The following is a 16,377-nucleotide window of genomic DNA, read 5'->3' as shown; positions in this document are numbered from 1 at the left end:
AGGCGCTAAGCGCCTTCCCCCTGAAGGGGGACGCCACCGGTGGCCCGGTGAGGCCGGCCCACGGTGGCCGCTGGATTGGGAGGGGGGTGTTTTGCTGAAGTGGTGCCCTATGGCTTGGCAGGCGAGAAAAAATCCACCCGGTCGGTGATGATGCCGTCAGTCCCCAGGGCGATGAGGCGCTGCGCTGCCCAGTCGTCATTCACCGTGTAGCTCAGCGTTCGCATGCCCAGGCTGTGCACTTGGGCCACCAGGGCCTGGTCCCACAGCGCGTGGTTGCACACGATGGCCACGCAGCCCAGCGCCTGGGCCCTGTCCAAACACCCGTCCCACAGCGCGTCGATGAGCAGCGCGCGGGGTATGTGGGGGGCGGTGGCCATGGCACCGGCCAGTGCCTCGGGCTTGAATGACGAGAACAGGGGCGGCACAGGCTGGCCTTGCCACAGCCGTGCGGCGTATTCACCTACCACGCGGCCAGTCACTTCTTCCTGCCCCGGCGTGGGCTTGATCTCGATGTTCAGGAAAAAACCGTTGGCGATGCAGTAGCGCGCCAGGTTCTCCAGCGTGGGCAGGGGCTCGCCCGCGTAGCTGCGAGAGTGCCAGCCGCCGGCGTCCAGCTGGGCGAGCTCGGCCCAGGGCCGGTCGCCGCCGGTGCCGTGGCGGTTGGTCGTGCGCTCCAGCGTGGCGTCGTGCATCAGAAAGGGCACGCCGTCGGCACTCAGCTTGGCGTCGCACTCGAACATGCGGTAGCCGTACTGGGCGCCCAGCCGGAACGCGGCCAGGGTGTTTTCAGGGGCCAGCTTGCCAGCGCCGCGGTGGGCGATCCAGCGGGGGTAGGGCCACGGGACGAGGGGGGAAGAGGGTGCGCTCATGCGGGTTCACCAAATTTCAGCAGGTTGCCGTGGGGGTCGATGACGAACATCTCCTTCATGCCCCAGGGCTGGACGGTAGGGGGCGCCAGTTGCAGGCCCCGTGCCGTGAAATCCGCGTGCAGCAAGTCAGTGTCTGCACGCACGTAGCACGAGGTGTTTTCTGCAATGTGGCGCTCGGTGCAGTGCCAGAAGTGCAGTTCGCACCCGTCGCGCTGCAGGATCAGGTAGTTGTCCATCTCCAGCAGCGCGGTGAAGCCCAGCCGTTCGACGTAGAACTGCCGGGTTTCCGCCAGGTGCAGCGAGGCCAGCACCGGCACGGTGGCGAGAATGCCTTGCCCGGCGCGGACGGCTTCACCCGGCTGCACAGGCTCAGCCGGGGATGCGTTTGCCCGTGGTGGCATCGAACGCATGCAGGCGGTCCGGGCGCGGCAGCACATGGATCACCGCGTCGGGCTGCGGCGCGTGGGTGCCTTCTTCCACGCGCACGATGATCTGCTCGCCGTTGAGGCGCCCGTAGATCAGGCGCTCGGCGCCCAGCAGCTCCACGGTTTCGACCGTGACGGCCCAGCCCTCGCTGCCCACGTCCAGATGCTCGGGGCGGATGCCCAGGATGGTGCCGGGCTTGGCGCCCGGGGCGTTCTTGAGCAGGTTCATGGGAGGCGAGCCGATGAAGCTGGCCACGAAGGTGGAGGCGGGCGTGTGATAAACCTCTTCGGGCGTGCCGAACTGTTCCATGTTGCCTGCGTTCATTACGATCATGCGCTGGGCCAGCGTCATGGCTTCGACCTGATCGTGCGTCACGAACAGGCTGGTGATGCCCAACTCGCGGTGCAACTTCTGGATCTCCAGGCGGGTCTGGGCGCGCAGCTTGGCGTCCAGGTTGGACAAGGGCTCGTCAAACAGGAAGACTTGCGGCTGGCGCACGATGGCGCGGCCCATGGCCACGCGCTGGCGCTGGCCGCCGGACAGTTCGCGCGGCTTGCGCTCCAGCAGGTGCGAGAGTTCGAGGATCTTGGCGGCCTTGTCCACGCGGCGCTGGATTTCTTCCTTGGGCACCTTGGCGATCTTCAGGCCGTAGGCCATGTTCTCGTAGTTCGTCATGTGCGGGTACAGCGCATAGTTCTGGAACACCATGGCGATGTCGCGCTGGGCGGGTTCCAGGTCGTTGACCACGCGGTCGCCGATGCGCAGTTCGCCGCCGGAGATTTCTTCCAGGCCCGCCACCATGCGCAGCAGGGTGGACTTGCCGCAGCCCGAGGGGCCGACGATGACGACGAACTCGCCGTCCTTGATCTCGGCGTTCACGCCGTGGATGACCTGGTTGGCCTTGGGGCCCACGCCGTAGCGCTTGACGATGTTGCGAAGAGAGAGGGATGCCATATGTGCAATGAATTTGATAGCTACAGGGGCTTATTGAACAAGCGCTTGCAGGGGTTTTTGTCTTATTTTTCGGTATCCACCAGGCCCTTGACGAACCAGCGCTGCATCACCACCACCACAAAGGCGGGCGGCAGCATGGCCAGCAGGGCCGTGGCCATCACGATGTTCCACTCGTTGCCCGCGTCGCCGCCGGCCAGCATGCGCTTGATGCCGATCACCACGGGGTACATGTCTTCGGACGTTGTCACCAGCAGCGGCCAGAGGTACTGGTTCCAGCCGTAGATGAACTGGATCACGAACAGCGCGGCAATCGAGGTGCGCGACAGCGGCACCAGGATGTCCTTGAAGAAGCGCATGGGGCCGGCGCCGTCCACGCGTGCGGCCTCCACCAGCTCATCGGGCACCGTCAGGAAGAACTGCCGGAACAGGAAGGTGGCAGTGGCCGAGGCGATCAGCGGCACGGTCAGGCCCGCGTAGGTGTTGAGCATGCCCAGGTTGGACACGACCTGGTAAGTGGGCCCGATGCGCACTTCCACCGGCAGCATCAGCGTGATGAAGATCAGCCAGAAGCAGATGCCCTTGAAGGGAAAGCGGAAATACACGATGGCAAACGCCGACAGCAGCGAGATGGCGATCTTGCCCAGGGTGATGACGATGGCGGTGATGAAACTCACCCACATCATGCGGGCCACGGGGGCGCTGGAGCCGGGGCCTGAGCCGCCGCCAAACAGCGCATCGTGGTAGGTCTGCCAGAAGTTGCTGCCGGGCACCATGGGCATGGGCACCTGCACGATGTCCTGCGCCGTGTGCGTGGAGGCGACGAAGGCCAGGTACAGCGGAAAGCCGACGATGATCACGCCCAGCACCATGATGAGGTGCGAGAACGCGGTGAGGTAGGGACTACGTTCAACCATTTCAGTACTGCACTTTCTTTTCGACGTAGCGGAATTGGATGACCGTCAGCACCACGACGATGGCCATCAGCACCACCGACTGTGCGGCCGAACCGCCCATGTCCATGGCCTTGAAACCGTCGTGGTAGACCTTGTAGACCAGGATGGAGGTGTCGCGCCCGGGGCCGCCCTGGGTGGTCGAATCAACGATGGCAAAGGTGTCGAAGAACGCGTACACGACGTTGATCACCAGCAGGAAGAACGTCGTGGGCGACAGCAGCGGGAACTGGATGCTCCAGAACCGGCGCCAGGGGCCAGCGCCGTCGATGGCAGCGGCTTCGATCAGCGACTTGGGGATGGACTGCAGGCCTGCGAGGAAAAACAGGAAGTTGTAGGAGATCTGCTTCCACACCGCAGCAATCACGATCAGCGTCATCGCGTGGTCGGAGTTGAGCATGTGGTTCCAGTCAAAGCCCGACTGGCGCAGCATGTACGCCACCACGCCCAGCGAGGGGGAGAACATGAACATCCACAACACGCCTGCCACTGCAGGGGCCACGGCGTAGGGCAGCAGCAGGGCGGTCTTGTAGACGATGGCGCCCTTGATGATGCGGTCGGCAAAGATGGCGAGGATCAGCGACAGGCCAATGCCCACCACCGCCACCAGGATCGAGAAGAAGGCCGTGGTCTTGAACGAGGCCAGGTAGCCTGGGTCCTCGAACAGGGCCTTGAAGTTGTCCAGCCCCACCCATTCGGTGGACATGCCAAAGCTGTCCTGCATCTGGAACGACTGCACCAGGGCTTGGCCTGCGGGCCAGAAGAAGAACACGCTGATGATGACCAGCTGCGGCGCCAGAAGCACCCAGGGCAGCCATGCAGAGCGGAAAAGTACGCGTTTTTCCATGACGAAACTCTCAAAAAGAAAACCCCGCCGCCCCGTGAACCATGCTGGTTGACGGGGCGGCGGGCTTTCGGTGTCACCCTGCTGTGGGGCAGGGCGGCACCGACAGATGGTGGACCGTACTTACTTGTTGGCGCGTGCGAAGCGGGCCAGTTGTTCGTTGCCACGGGTCACAGCGGTGTCCAGGGCTTCCTTGGGCGACTTCTTACCCGACCAGATCTGTTCGGTTTCCTCGTCGATGATCGTGCGGATCTGCACGAAGTTGCCCAGGCGGATGCCGCGCGACTTGTCGGTGGCCTTGCGGATCATCTGCGTCACGGCCACATCGGTGCCGGGGTTCTTGTCATAGAAACCGGAGGCCTCTGTGAGCTTGTACGCGCCCATGGTCACAGGCAGGTAGCCCGTGCGCTGGTGGCTGGCGGCCTGCACCTTGGTGTCGTTCAGGAAGTTCAGGAAGCTGGCCACGCCCTTGTATTCCTCGGGCTTCTTGCCGGCCATCACCCACAGGCTGGCACCACCGATGGCGGTGTTCTGGGGGGCACCCTTCACGTCAGGGTAGTAGGGCAGGGTGGAGATGCCGTAGGCAAACTTGGCTTCCTTGGCCACGCGGGCGTACAGGCCCGACGAGCCGGTGATCATGGCGCATTCACCGGAGGGGAAGGATGCATCGGCGGTGTTGTTGCGGCCCTTGTAGACGAAGCTGCCTTCCTTGGAGGCCTTGGCCAGGTTCTCGAAGTGGCGCACGTGCAGGGGGGTGTTGATCTGCAGCTGGGCGTCGTTGCCATCAAAGCCGTTGTTCTTCGATGCGAACAGGGTGTTGTGCCACAGCGAGAAGCTCTCCAGCTGCGTCCAGCTCACCCAGCTGGTGGTGAACGGGCAGCTGTGGCCGCTGGCCTTCAGCTTGGAGGCGGCAGCGAACACTTCGGGCCAGGTCTTGGGCGGCTTGTCGGCGTCCAGGCCGGCTTTCTTGAAGGCGTCCTTGTTGTAATAGAAGATGGTGGTGGAGCTGTTGAGCGGGTAGCTCAGCATCTGGCCGTTGGGGGCGGTGTAGTAGCCGGCCACGGCCGACACGTATTCGGTGGGCTCAAACTTGAAGCCTGCGTCGTTCAGCACCTTGGCCGCAGGCACGATGGCGCCCTTGCTGGCCATCATGGTGGCGGTGCCCACTTCGAACACCTGCAGGATGTGGGGAGCATTGCCGGCGCGGAAGGCGGCGATGGCACCGGTCATCGATTCGTCATACTGGCCCTTGTACGTGGGCACGACCTTGTACTGGGTCTGGCTGGCGTTGTATTGCTTGGCCAGGTCATTGACCCAGTCGCCCAGCGCTGCACTCATCGAGTGCCACCATTGGATCTCAATGGGAGCCTGCGCTTGTGCAGGCACGCAGACCGACATGGCAACAGCAGCACAGACCGCCAGAAGCTTCGTTTTCATGAATATTTCCTCCGAGGATGACGAAAAGCACAAGGGCCGGATGCTATGCAGCCTTTGTGACATTGATATGTCGTTGTCGCATGACCTCACGCCATGCATCAACCGGGGAAACCCCTTGGGTTACCCGTGAGGGGTGCGATTGTGACCTTTTTGTGACAAGGTGTGGCGCATTTGCCGAGGCTTGCAAGGTTTTGTGCAATGCACCATGCTGGTGACTGTTCACCTGCGTGGACACCCTCGGTTCGTTCGCGCCGTCGCGCGCCGGACGTTTCCTTCTTTCACCCCTTCTCCTTCATCGCCATGGCCACCAATTCGCTCGACAAGAACAAGATCAAGTTTCTTCTGCTCGAAGGCATCCACTCCTCCGCAGTGGATGTGATCCGGGCGGCGGGCTATACGCAGATCGAGACGGTGTCCGGTGCGCTGTCTGACGAGGAACTCAAGCGCAAGATCGCCGATGTGCACTTTGTGGGCATCCGTTCGCGCACCCAGCTCACCGAAGAGGTGTTTGCCCAGGCCCACAAGCTGGTGGCCGTGGGCTGCTTTTGTATTGGCACCAACCAGGTGGACCTGAATGCGGCGCGCGAGCGGGGCATTGCTGTCTTCAATGCTCCGTACTCCAACACTCGCTCTGTGGCCGAGCTGGTGCTGGCCGAGGCCATCCTGCTGCTGCGCGGCGTGCCCGAGAAGAACGCCGTGGCGCACCGCGGCGGCTGGCTCAAGAGCGCCGATAACGCCTACGAGATCCGCGGCAAGACCCTGGGTATCGTGGGTTATGGCTCCATCGGCACGCAGCTGTCGGTGCTGGCCGAGGCGCTGGGCATGCACGTGGCGTTCTTTGATGTGGTCAACAAGCTGCCTCTGGGCAATGCGCGGCAGGTGCAACACCTGCACGACCTGCTGGGCCAGAGCGACATCGTGAGCCTGCACGTGCCCGAGCTGCCGTCCACCGAGGGCATGATCGGCGCCGCCGAGATCGCTGCCATGAAGCCGGGCGGCATCCTCATCAACGCCGCGCGCGGCACGGTGGTGGATATTGAGGCGCTGGCTGCGGCCCTCCAAGCCAAGAAGCTGCTGGGCGCCGCCATCGACGTGTTCCCGGTCGAGCCACGTACCAACAAGGACGAGTTCCAGTCGCCTCTGCGCGGGCTGGACAACGTGATCCTGACCCCGCACATCGGCGGCTCCACCATGGAGGCGCAGGCCAACATTGGCCTGGAGGTGGCCGAGAAGCTGGTGAAGTACAGCGACAACGGCACCAGCACCTCGTCGGTCAACTTCCCCGAGGTGGCGCTGCCGGCCCACCCCGGCAAGCACCGCCTGCTGCACATCCACCGCAACGTGCCGGGCGTGCTGTCCGAGATCAACCGCATCTTCTCGGACAACGCCATCAATGTCTCGGCCCAGTACCTGCAGACCAACGAGAAGATCGGCTATGTGGTGATCGACATCGACGCTGCCTCGTCCGACCTGGCGCTGGACAAGCTGGCCCGGGTGAGCGGCACCCTGCGCAGCCGCGTGCTGTTCTGAGGCTCAGGCAAGGCTGCTTCGGCTCAGCCGGGCAGCCCTGGCCCGGCAAGCCATAGGCCGGTGGCTTAAAATCGCGCCCCCACCCCAGGTAGACCCCCATGAATGTACCGATCGCGCTGGCGGCCTTGCAGACGCAGGCCGCCGAGCCTGCCCGACTGCGAGAAATTCCCTATAACTACACCTCGTTCTCCGACCGGGAGATCGTGATCCGGCTGCTGGGCTCCGCCTCCTGGGAGGTGCTGGACCAACTGCGTAAAGAGCGCCGCACGGGCCGCTCGGCCCGCATGCTGTATGAGGTGCTGGGCGATATCTGGGTGGTGCAACGCAACCCCTACCTGCAGGACGACCTGCTGGACAACCCCGGCCGCCGCAAGCTGCTGGTTGATGCGCTGAACCATCGGCTGGCCGAGATTGAAAAGCGCCGCACCCCCGCCGACGACGCCGACCGCGACCGCCTCGTGGGCGAGCTGGTCGTCGCCGCGCGCCGTGCGGTGGCCGAGTTCAACGCCACTTTCGAGCAGGCCGCGCAGCTGCGCCGCCAGATCCAGAAAACCCTGGGCCGCCTCACGGCCAAGGACAACATCAAGTTCGACGGCCTCTCGCGCGTGTCCCACGTGACCGACGCGACCGACTGGCGCGTCGAGTACCCCTTTGTGGTGCTCACGCCCGACACCGAGGCCGAGATGGCGGGCCTGGTCAAGGGCTGTATTGAACTGGGCCTGACCATCATTCCCCGTGGGGGCGGCACCGGCTACACCGGCGGCGCGATCCCGCTGACGTGGAAGAGCGTGGTCATCAACACCGAAAAGCTCGAAGCCATGACCGAGGTGGAGATGCGCCGCCTGCCGGGCCTGGACCGCGAAGTGGGCACGGTGTGGACCGAGGCCGGCGTGGTCACCCAGCGCGTGGCCGATGCGGCCGAGCGCGCAGGTTTTGTGTTTGCGGTGGACCCGACCAGCGCCGAAGCATCGTGCATTGGCGGCAACATCGCCATGAACGCAGGCGGCAAGAAGGCCGTGCTGTGGGGCACTGCGCTGGACAACCTGGCCAGCTGGCGCATGGTCACGCCCGACGCCCAGTGGCTGGAGGTGACGCGCCTGGACCACAACATGGGCAAGATCCATGACGTGGAGGTCGCCACCTTCGAGCTGCAGTACTTCGAGGCCGATGGCAAGACGCCCGTGCGCACCGAGCGGCTTGAAATTCCGGGCCGCACCTTCCGCAAGGAAGGCCTGGGCAAGGACGTGACGGACAAGTTCCTGGCGGGCCTGCCCGGCATTCAGAAGGAAGGCTGCGACGGCCTGATCACCAGCGCGCGCTGGGTGGTGCACCGCATGCCCGAGCACACACGCACCGTGTGCCTGGAGTTCTTCGGCAACGCCAAGGACGCCGTGCCCAGCATCGTCGAGATCAAGGACTTCATGTTTGCCGAGCAAAAGCGCAGTGGCGTGCTGCTGGCGGGCCTGGAGCACCTGGACGACCGTTACCTGAAGGCTGTGGGCTACGCCACCAAGAGCAAGAAGGGCAACGGCGGCCTGCCCAAGATGGTGCTGATTGGCGACATTGCCGGTGACAACGCCGATGACGTGGCCCGCGTGACCAGCGAGGTCGTGCGCCTGGCCAACACCCGCAGCGGCGAAGGCTTCGTGGCCATCACAGCCGATGCGCGCAAGAAGTTCTGGGCCGACCGCAAGAAGACGGCGGCCATCAGCCGCCACACCAACGCCTTCAAGATCAACGAAGACGTGGTGATCCCGCTGCCACGCATGGCCGAGTACACCGACGGCATCGAGCGCATCAACATCGAACTGAGCCTGCGCAACAAGCTCAAGCTGTGCGACGCGCTGACCGAGTTCTTCGAGCGTGGCAACCTGCCCCTGGGCAAGCACGACGCCGACGACGAGGTGCCTTCGCCCGAGCTTCTGCAAGACCGCGTGGCCCAGGCCATCGCCCTGGTCGAAGAGGTGCGCGCCCTGTGGCAGGGCTGGCTGCACGATGTGGAAACCCTGTTCCCCCAGCTGCAGGACCACACGCTGCGTGCCAGCTGGAAGACCCAGCTGCGTGCGCCGCTGCAAGGCATCTTCACCGGTGCGGCGTTCAAGCCCATCCTGGACGAGGCCGTGGCCATCCACAAGCGCGTGCTCAAGGGCCGCGTGTGGGTGGCGTTGCACATGCATGCGGGCGACGGCAACGTGCACACCAACATCCCCGTCAACAGCGACGACTACGAGATGCTGCAGACGGCGCACGAGGCCGTGGCGCGCATCATGGTGCTGGCGCGCAGTCTCAACGGCGTGATCTCGGGCGAACACGGCATTGGCATCACCAAGCTGGAGTTCTTGACCGACGACGAGTTGCGTCCCTTTGCCGAATACAAGCGCAAGGTGGACCCGGAAGGCCGCTTCAATAAAGGTAAATTGCTCCGAAATCAGGAGCAATCAGGGCATGTTCCACTGGCGCTTGGTGCCGATTTGGCCTCAAAACCTGCGCTGCATGCCGATCTGACCAACGCCTACACGCCCAGCTTCGGACTGATGGGCCACGAGTCGCTGATCATGCAGCAGAGCGACATCGGCGCCATTGCCGATTCGGTCAAGGACTGCCTGCGCTGCGGTAAGTGCAAGCCCGTGTGCTCCACGCACGTGCCACGCGCCAACCTGCTGTACAGCCCGCGCAACAAGATCCTGGCGACCTCGCTGCTGGTCGAGGCTTTCCTGTACGAAGAGCAGACCCGCCGGGGCGTGAGCATCAAGCACTGGCAGGAATTTGAAGACGTGGCCGACCACTGCACGGTGTGCCACAAGTGCGAGAGCCCTTGCCCGGTGAAGATCGACTTCGGCGACGTCACCATGAACATGCGCAACCTGCTGCGCAAGATGGGCAAGAAGACCTTCCGCCCCGGCAACGCATTGGCCATGACCATGCTCAACGCCACCAACCCGGACACCATCAAGCTGATGCGCTCGGCCATGGTGGACGTGGGCTTCAAGGCCCAGCGCCTGGCCGTAGACCTGCTGCGCAAGGTGGGCCGCAAGCAGACGGCCAAGCCGCCAGCGACGGTGGGCACGGCTCCGATCAAGGAGCAGGTGATCCACTTCATCAACAAGAAGCTGCCGGGCGGCCTGCCCAAGAAGACGGCGCGCGCGCTGCTCGACATCGAGGACAAGGACTACGTGCCGATCATCCGCAACCCGCAGGCCACCACGGCCGAGACGGAGGCGGTGTTCTACTTCCCTGGCTGCGGTTCGGAGCGCCTGTTCAGCCAGGTGGGTTTGGCCACGCAGGCCATGCTGTGGCACGCGGGCGTGCAGACGGTGCTGCCGCCTGGGTACCTGTGCTGCGGTTACCCCCAGCGCGGTTCGGGCCAGTTCGACAAGGCCGAGAAGATGATCACGGACAACCGTGTGCTCTTCCACCGCGTGGCCAACACGCTCAACTACCTCGATATCAAGACCGTGGTGGTGAGTTGCGGCACCTGCTACGACCAGCTGCAGGGCTACGAGTTTGACAAGATCTTCCCGGGTAGCCGCATCATCGACATCCACGAGTACCTGCTGGAAAAGGGCATTCAGCTGCAAGGCAAGGGCGCCTACCTGTACCACGAGCCCTGCCACAACCCCATGAAGCTGCAGGACTCGATGAAGACCGTGAAGGCGCTGGTGGGCGAGCAAGTCTTGAAGAGCGACCGATGCTGCGGCGAGTCCGGCACGCTGGGCGTGACGCGGCCCGACGTGTCCACACAGGTGCGTTTCCGCAAGGAAGAGGAAATCCGCAAGGGCGAAGCCCAGCTGCGCGCCAGTGGCGCCGTGGGTGCGCAGGACAACGTGAAGATTCTCACCAGCTGCCCCAGCTGCCTGCAGGGTTTGAACCGCTACGAAGGCGACTTGAACAACGGCCTGCTCGAAGCCGACTACATCGTGGTCGAGATGGCGCGGGAGATCCTCGGCGAGAACTGGATGCCCGAGTACGTACACCGTGCCAACAACGGCGGCATTGAGCGGGTGCTGGTCTGATGGCCTGTCCCTTGTGCGCTGAAGACGGCGGCGCATTGGTCTGGCGTGGCGAGCGCCTGCGTGTCATCCGCGCGCAGGAGGCGGGGTTTCCTGCTTTCTACCGCGTGGTGTGGAACGCGCACGTGGCCGAGTTCTCGGACTTGGCCGCCGCCGACCGCGCGCATTGCATGGAGGCCGTGACGCTGGTGGAGCAGGCCCTGCGCCAGCACCTGGCGCCCACCAAAGTCAACATCGCAGCGCTGGGCAACATGGTGCCGCACCTGCACTGGCACGTGATTGCGCGGTTTGACTGGGACAGCCACTTCCCGGCCCCGGTATGGGCCGCTGCGCAGCGGCCCAGCCCGGCCGAGCAAGAGGCCGCCCTGCGGGCCCTGTTGCCCGCGCTGGAGGTGCAGCTGCAGTCTAATTTGGCGCAGTGGGCCGCCCGGTAACCTTGCTGGCGGCGTGCGCCGGGGCGGGTGGGACAATGGCAGCCGTCGTTTCTGACAACAGTTTTCTCAAGGTGATTCCATGGCAGGTTTGAAAGCGGGCGCTCCCACGCCGCAGGCCCTGACGGTGCATGAACAGTCGCGCGTTCTGGAAGTGGGCTTTTCGGATGGCGCCACGTTCCGTATTCCGTTCGAGCTGATGCGGGTGTACTCGCCCTCGGCCGAAGTGCAGGGCCACGGCCCGGGGCAAGAGGTGTTGCAGACGGGCAAGCGCAATGTGGCGCTGGTCAACCTGGAGCCCGTGGGCAACTACGCCGTCAAGCCCACGTTCTCTGACGGGCACGACAGCGGCATCTTCACCTGGGACTACCTTTACGAACTGGGCCAGAAGCAAGACGCACTGTGGGCGCAGTACACCGAGCGGCTGGCTGCGGCGGGGGCCGATCGCGACACGCCCATGGCGCCCAAGGGTGGTGCAGGGGGCCATGCCTGCGGCGGCCACTGAGGCTGTGCGCAGACGCGCCGGGGTGCCAGGCACCTTCGGCTGCACAAGCCCCTGTTCACCAAGGTGCTATTGAAAATATAGCTGCCAGCGCAATATTTGCTAGCGCTAGCGGCTGGTTTTGTTTCAATAGCGTTCTCCAAATTGCGACAGATGCCCCAATTCAGTGCGGGGTTGTCGCTGTACCTCTGGCGTTCACGCGCCTAGCATGATTCTTATGAGCACCACGCATTTCGGTTTTCAGTCGGTGGACGAGCAGGAAAAGGCACGCCGTGTGCGCGGTGTGTTTGATTCTGTGGCCTCCAAATACGACGTGATGAACGACCTCATGTCGGCGGGCCTGCACCGCGCCTGGAAGGCTTACACCGTGATGGTGGCCAACCTGCGCGAAGGCAGCCAGGTGCTGGACATTGCCGGTGGCACGGGTGACCTGGCGCTGGCGTTTTCCAAGAAGGTGGGCGCCTCGGGCCGTGTGGTGCACACCGACATCAACGAAGCCATGCTGCGCGTGGGCCGTGACCGGCTCATCAACGAGGGCGTGGTGCTGCCCACACTGGTCTGTGACGCCGAAAAGCTGCCGTTCCCCGACGCGCATTTCGATGTGGTGAGCGTGGCCTTTGGCCTGCGCAACATGACCCACAAGGACCAGGCCATTGCCGAGATGTGCCGCGTACTCAAGCCCGGCGGCAAGCTGCTGGTGCTGGAATTTTCCAAGGTGGCCAAGCCGCTGGAGAAGGTGTACGACTGGTACTCATTCAAGGTGCTGCCCCAGCTGGGCAAGCTGGTGGCGGGCGACGACGCCAGCTACCGCTACCTGGCCGAGTCCATCCGCATGCACCCGGGGCAGGAAGAACTCAAAAGCCTCATGCAAAAAAATGGTTTTGGGCATGTGGACTATCACAACATGACGGGGGGAATTGTCGCCCTCCATGTTGGAATCAAGTGCTGAGCGGTTTGCTCGGTCGATAACGGAGACGGAGAAGTCATGATGAAACTGTGGTCTGTGGTGTTGGTCGCGATGCTGGCGTTTGCACACGCCGATGCCGACGCCGCGCGGCGACTGGGTGGTGGCAAATCGGTGGGCAAGCAGTCCAGCAACGTGACGCAGCGCGAGGCGGCCACGCCGCCCGCTGCTCCGGGCGCACCGGCACAGAGTGCGACCAACACGGCGGCGGCCGCCAAGCCTGCCACCGCTACGCCAGCAGCAGCCCCGGCCGCTCCGGCCAAGAAGCCCTGGGGCGCCATGCTGGGCGGCCTGGCAGCCGGGCTGGGCCTGGCCTGGCTGGCGCACTCGCTGGGTCTGGGCGCGGGCTTTGCCAACATCCTGATGATTGCGCTGCTGGCGCTGGCGGCGTTTGCCATCTTCAAAATGGTCATGCGGTCGCGCAACGGTGGCGGCAATGGCGCTGGCAACGCGGCGGGTGGTGCTCCGTTCGCCTTCCAGGGCGCAGGGGCCGCAACGCCTGCCGCTGCGCAGGTGCCTCCGCAGTACAGCCCCAACAACGTGGGCAACGACGCATCCGCCCGCCCCTGGGAGCGCAGCAGCATGGCGTTTGACGCCTCGCGCGCTGGTCAGGGTGGCGTGGGCTCGGGTGTGGTGATCGGCTCGGGCCTGTCGGGCTCGCAGAACTGGGGGGTGCCCGCAGACTTCGACACCGAGGGTTTCCTGTCGGCCGCCAAGCGCAACTTTGTGACCCTGCAAGGCGCGTGGGACCGTTCGGACATCGCAACCCTGCGGTCCATGATGACGGACAACATGCTCGATGAAATCCGCACCCAGCTGGCCGAGCGCGAAGCCCACCGGGGCACGCAGCCCAACCACACCGATGTGGTGATGATCGAGGCGCAGCTGCTGGGCATCGAAGACCTGGGCGATGGCTACATGGCCAGCGTCGAGTTCTCCGGCATGATCCGCGAAGAACCCTCGGCCGGGCCCAGCCCGTTCCGGGAGGTCTGGAACATGACCAAGCCCAAGACCGGCAACACCGGCTGGCTGGTGGCTGGCGTGCAAGCGCTGCAGTAAACGCAGCCCATGGGGCCCCTGAGGGTCAGGGGCATTCCAGTTCAGGGAATAATCGGGGACTATGGCAACACCACAGTCCCCTTTTCCTTTTCTGGACGGCCTCTTCGAGCGCCTGGCCGCTGGCCCGCAGCCCCCGCAATGGCTGGTCCACGAAGTGCAGCAACGCCTGGTGCTGTTTCTCAACCATGTGCTGATGCAGGAAAAAGAGGCCACGGACCGGCTGGTGCGCCAAAAAGGCCGCGTCGCGCGGGTGCAGTGGCGGGCCTATTCCCTGTCGCTGGTCATCACTCCGGCCGGCCTGCTCAACCTGGCGCCCGAATCCGCAGTGCCCGACCTGCGGCTGGAAGTGACCGACACCTCTCCTTTCACCCTGGCCCAGGCCGCGTTGCGGGGCGACAAACCGTCCATCCGCATCGAAGGTGACGTGCAACTGGCGGCAGAGATCAACTGGCTGGTGGACCATGTGCGCTGGGATGTGGAAGAAGACCTGGCCCGCGTGATCGGGGATGCTCCCGCACACACGCTGGCGCAGGTCGCCGGTCGGGCGGCCCAGACATTGCGCCAGTTTGTGGGGTCGCGCATGGCCGCCGCCAGCGCGGCGTCTTCCTCGGTGGTTGTTTCGACGGCACCGGTGGCGTCCAGCGCTCCGGCGGCGGCACCGCTGTCACCCTCGGGTGGTTCGGACCGGGCCGACGCATGAAGCGCTTCTTGCGGGGGGCTGCCATCCTGTGGGTGGTGTTCCGGTTCGGCCTGGATGGCTTGCTGCTCGACAGCTTCAACAAGCCTTGGCTGCGCGTGATTTCGCGCATCGTGTCCATCGGGCGCAATCTGGATGCGCCGCGTGGCCAGCGCCTGCGCGAGGCGCTGGAGAGCCTGGGGCCCATCTTCGTCAAGTTCGGCCAGGTGCTGTCCACCCGCCGCGATCTGTTGCCGCCCGACATTGCCGACGAACTGGCCCGCCTGCAGGATCGCGTGCCGCCGTTCGACCCCGATATTGCCATCGCCACTATCGAGCGTGCGTTCCGCCGCCCGGTGGACGAGGTGTTCACCTCCTTCGACCGCATACCGGTGGCCAGCGCGTCCATCGCCCAGGTGCATTTCGCCACGCTGCATGACCGCCAGGGCATTGAGCGCGAGGTGGCCGTCAAGGTGCTGCGCCCCGGCATGCTGCCGGTGATCGAGAAGGACCTGAGCCTCATGCGCATGATGGCGGGCTGGGTGGAGAGCCTGTCGGCCGACGGCAAGCGCCTCAAGCCCCGCGAGGTGGTGGCCGAGTTCGATAACTACCTGCACGACGAGCTGGACCTGGTGCGCGAGGCCTCCAACGCGGCCCAGCTGCGCCGCAACATGGCGGGGCTCGACCTGGTGCTGATCCCCGAGATCTTCTGGGACTTCTGCCACCCCGAGGTCATGGTGATGCAGCGCATGAAGGGCGTGCCCATCAGCCAGATCGACCGCTTGCGTGAAGCAGGGGTGGACATCCCCAAGCTGGCGCGCGACGGCGTGACCATCTTCTTCACCCAGGTGTTCCGCGACGGGTTCTTCCACGCCGACATGCACCCGGGCAACATCCAGGTGAGCCTGGAGCCCGCTACGTTCGGCCGCTACATCTCGCTGGACTTCGGCATCGTGGGCACGCTGACCGAAGTGGACAAGGAATACCTGGCGCAGAACTTTGTGGCGTTCTTCCGGCGCGACTACAAGCGCGTGGCCGAGCTGCACATCGAAAGCGGCTGGGTACCGCCCGAAACGCGGGTCAACGATCTCGAATCGGCCATCCGCGCCGTGTGCGAGCCGTACTTTGACCGCCCGCTCAAGGAAATCTCGCTCGGGCTGGTGCTGATGCGCCTGTTCCAGACCTCGCGCCGCTTCCACGTCGAGATCCAGCCCCAGCTGGTGCTACTGCAAAAGACCCTGCTCAACATCGAGGGCCTGGGCCGCGAGCTGGACCCGGACCTGGACCTCTGGAGCACGGCCAAGCCCTTCCTCGAAAAGTGGATGCTGGAACAGATGGGCCCCCAGCGCCTGTGGCGCGAGCTGCGCGCCGAAGCGCCCCACTACGCCAAGCTGCTGCCCGAGCTGCCGCGCCTGATCTACGACGCGCTGCGCCAGCGCCCCGCAGACCACCAGCCTGCCTTGCGCGAGCTGCTGGAGGCGCAAAAACGCACCAACCGGCTGCTGCAATCCATCATTTATGGCGGCGTGGGGTTTGTGCTGGGGCTGCTTGCCATGCAGCTATTCATGCGCATCCGGGTTTTTTAGCGTCTGCGGCACAAAAGTTGCCTTCATAATCCGCAACAATTTTGTAACGTGTTTGTAAGCGGGGCTGCGGCCCCATGGTCGTCAGGCGCCGCAGTGTGACCACCCCAGCCACTTTGCGCGCGCGCTGCCTTTTTCGCTA

The 16,377-nt window shown here is 64.5% G+C and carries 14 protein-coding genes; 8 read left to right on the top strand and 6 right to left on the bottom strand.

Features of this window, described 5'->3' with window-relative positions:
* Positions 1-107: 107 nt before the first annotated feature.
* The 6 genes from ugpQ to ugpB form a co-directional block, all read right to left on the bottom strand.
* On the bottom strand, positions 108-869 hold the full coding sequence (gene ugpQ / locus DNK89_RS08520; RefSeq protein WP_110959699.1) for a glycerophosphodiester phosphodiesterase: 762 nt from the start codon (positions 867-869) through the stop codon (positions 108-110).
* Entirely contained in the window at positions 866-1,234 is a 369-nt protein-coding gene (locus DNK89_RS08515) for a VOC family protein (protein ID WP_110959698.1), read from the bottom strand. Before DNK89_RS08515 ends, ugpQ begins: the two co-directional genes overlap by 4 nt.
* A gap of 4 nt (positions 1,235-1,238) precedes the next feature.
* Positions 1,239-2,249: a sn-glycerol-3-phosphate import ATP-binding protein UgpC gene (locus tag DNK89_RS08510; protein WP_015012734.1), complete on the bottom strand. Its 1,011-nt coding sequence runs from the start codon at positions 2,247-2,249 to the stop codon at positions 1,239-1,241.
* A gap of 62 nt (positions 2,250-2,311) precedes the next feature.
* Positions 2,312-3,163, bottom strand: a complete 852-nt coding sequence (gene ugpE / locus DNK89_RS08505; RefSeq protein WP_015012735.1) for a sn-glycerol-3-phosphate ABC transporter permease UgpE — start codon at positions 3,161-3,163, stop codon at positions 2,312-2,314.
* 1 nt (position 3,164) lies between these two features.
* The gene (ugpA, locus tag DNK89_RS08500) at positions 3,165-4,046 is read right to left on the bottom strand and encodes a sn-glycerol-3-phosphate ABC transporter permease UgpA (protein WP_015012736.1); all 882 of its coding nucleotides are present in this window, start codon (positions 4,044-4,046) and stop codon (positions 3,165-3,167) included.
* A 120-nt stretch (positions 4,047-4,166) separates the two neighbouring features.
* Positions 4,167-5,480, bottom strand: coding sequence for a sn-glycerol-3-phosphate ABC transporter substrate-binding protein UgpB (gene ugpB / locus DNK89_RS08495; protein WP_110959697.1), 1,314 nt, complete (start codon positions 5,478-5,480; stop codon positions 4,167-4,169).
* A gap of 300 nt (positions 5,481-5,780) precedes the next feature.
* Between ugpB and serA the strand changes: the two genes are divergently transcribed.
* The 8 genes from serA (at position 5,781) to ubiB (ending at position 16,238) form a co-directional block, all read left to right on the top strand.
* Positions 5,781-7,010: a phosphoglycerate dehydrogenase gene (gene serA, locus DNK89_RS08490; protein WP_110959696.1), complete on the top strand. Its 1,230-nt coding sequence runs from the start codon at positions 5,781-5,783 to the stop codon at positions 7,008-7,010.
* Positions 7,011-7,108: 98 nt separating this feature from the next.
* Complete coding sequence (locus DNK89_RS08485; protein ID WP_110959695.1) at positions 7,109-11,023, top strand: FAD/FMN-binding oxidoreductase; 3,915 nt, start codon at positions 7,109-7,111, stop codon at positions 11,021-11,023.
* Positions 11,023-11,454 (top strand): HIT family protein, encoded by a 432-nt coding sequence (locus DNK89_RS08480; RefSeq protein ID WP_110959694.1) that lies wholly within the window; start codon positions 11,023-11,025, stop codon positions 11,452-11,454. The genes DNK89_RS08485 and DNK89_RS08480 overlap by 1 nt, the downstream gene beginning before the upstream one ends.
* Before the next feature lie 79 nt (positions 11,455-11,533).
* Positions 11,534-11,956 carry a gamma-butyrobetaine hydroxylase-like domain-containing protein gene (locus DNK89_RS08475; RefSeq protein ID WP_110959693.1) on the top strand — a complete coding sequence of 141 codons (423 nt, stop codon included), beginning with the start codon at positions 11,534-11,536 and terminating at the stop codon, positions 11,954-11,956.
* Positions 11,957-12,170: 214 nt separating this feature from the next.
* Positions 12,171-12,902, top strand: coding sequence for a bifunctional demethylmenaquinone methyltransferase/2-methoxy-6-polyprenyl-1,4-benzoquinol methylase UbiE (gene ubiE / locus DNK89_RS08470; protein WP_015012742.1), 732 nt, complete (start codon positions 12,171-12,173; stop codon positions 12,900-12,902).
* A gap of 36 nt (positions 12,903-12,938) precedes the next feature.
* On the top strand, positions 12,939-13,976 hold the full coding sequence (locus DNK89_RS08465; RefSeq protein WP_110959692.1) for a Tim44 domain-containing protein: 1,038 nt from the start codon (positions 12,939-12,941) through the stop codon (positions 13,974-13,976).
* Between the two features lie 61 nt (positions 13,977-14,037).
* Complete coding sequence (locus DNK89_RS08460) at positions 14,038-14,676, top strand: hypothetical protein (RefSeq protein WP_110959691.1); 639 nt, start codon at positions 14,038-14,040, stop codon at positions 14,674-14,676.
* Positions 14,673-16,238: a ubiquinone biosynthesis regulatory protein kinase UbiB gene (ubiB, locus tag DNK89_RS08455; protein WP_110959690.1), complete on the top strand. Its 1,566-nt coding sequence runs from the start codon at positions 14,673-14,675 to the stop codon at positions 16,236-16,238. The genes DNK89_RS08460 and ubiB overlap by 4 nt, the downstream gene beginning before the upstream one ends.
* The last annotated feature ends 139 nt before the right edge of the window (positions 16,239-16,377 follow it).

This window comes from Acidovorax sp. ST3 (assembly GCF_003231145.1).
Taxonomy (GTDB): Bacteria; Pseudomonadota; Gammaproteobacteria; order Burkholderiales; family Burkholderiaceae_C; genus Acidovorax.
The sequence above is the reverse complement of the archived record's forward strand: the minus strand, read 5'-3'. Positions and strand labels throughout refer to the sequence as shown.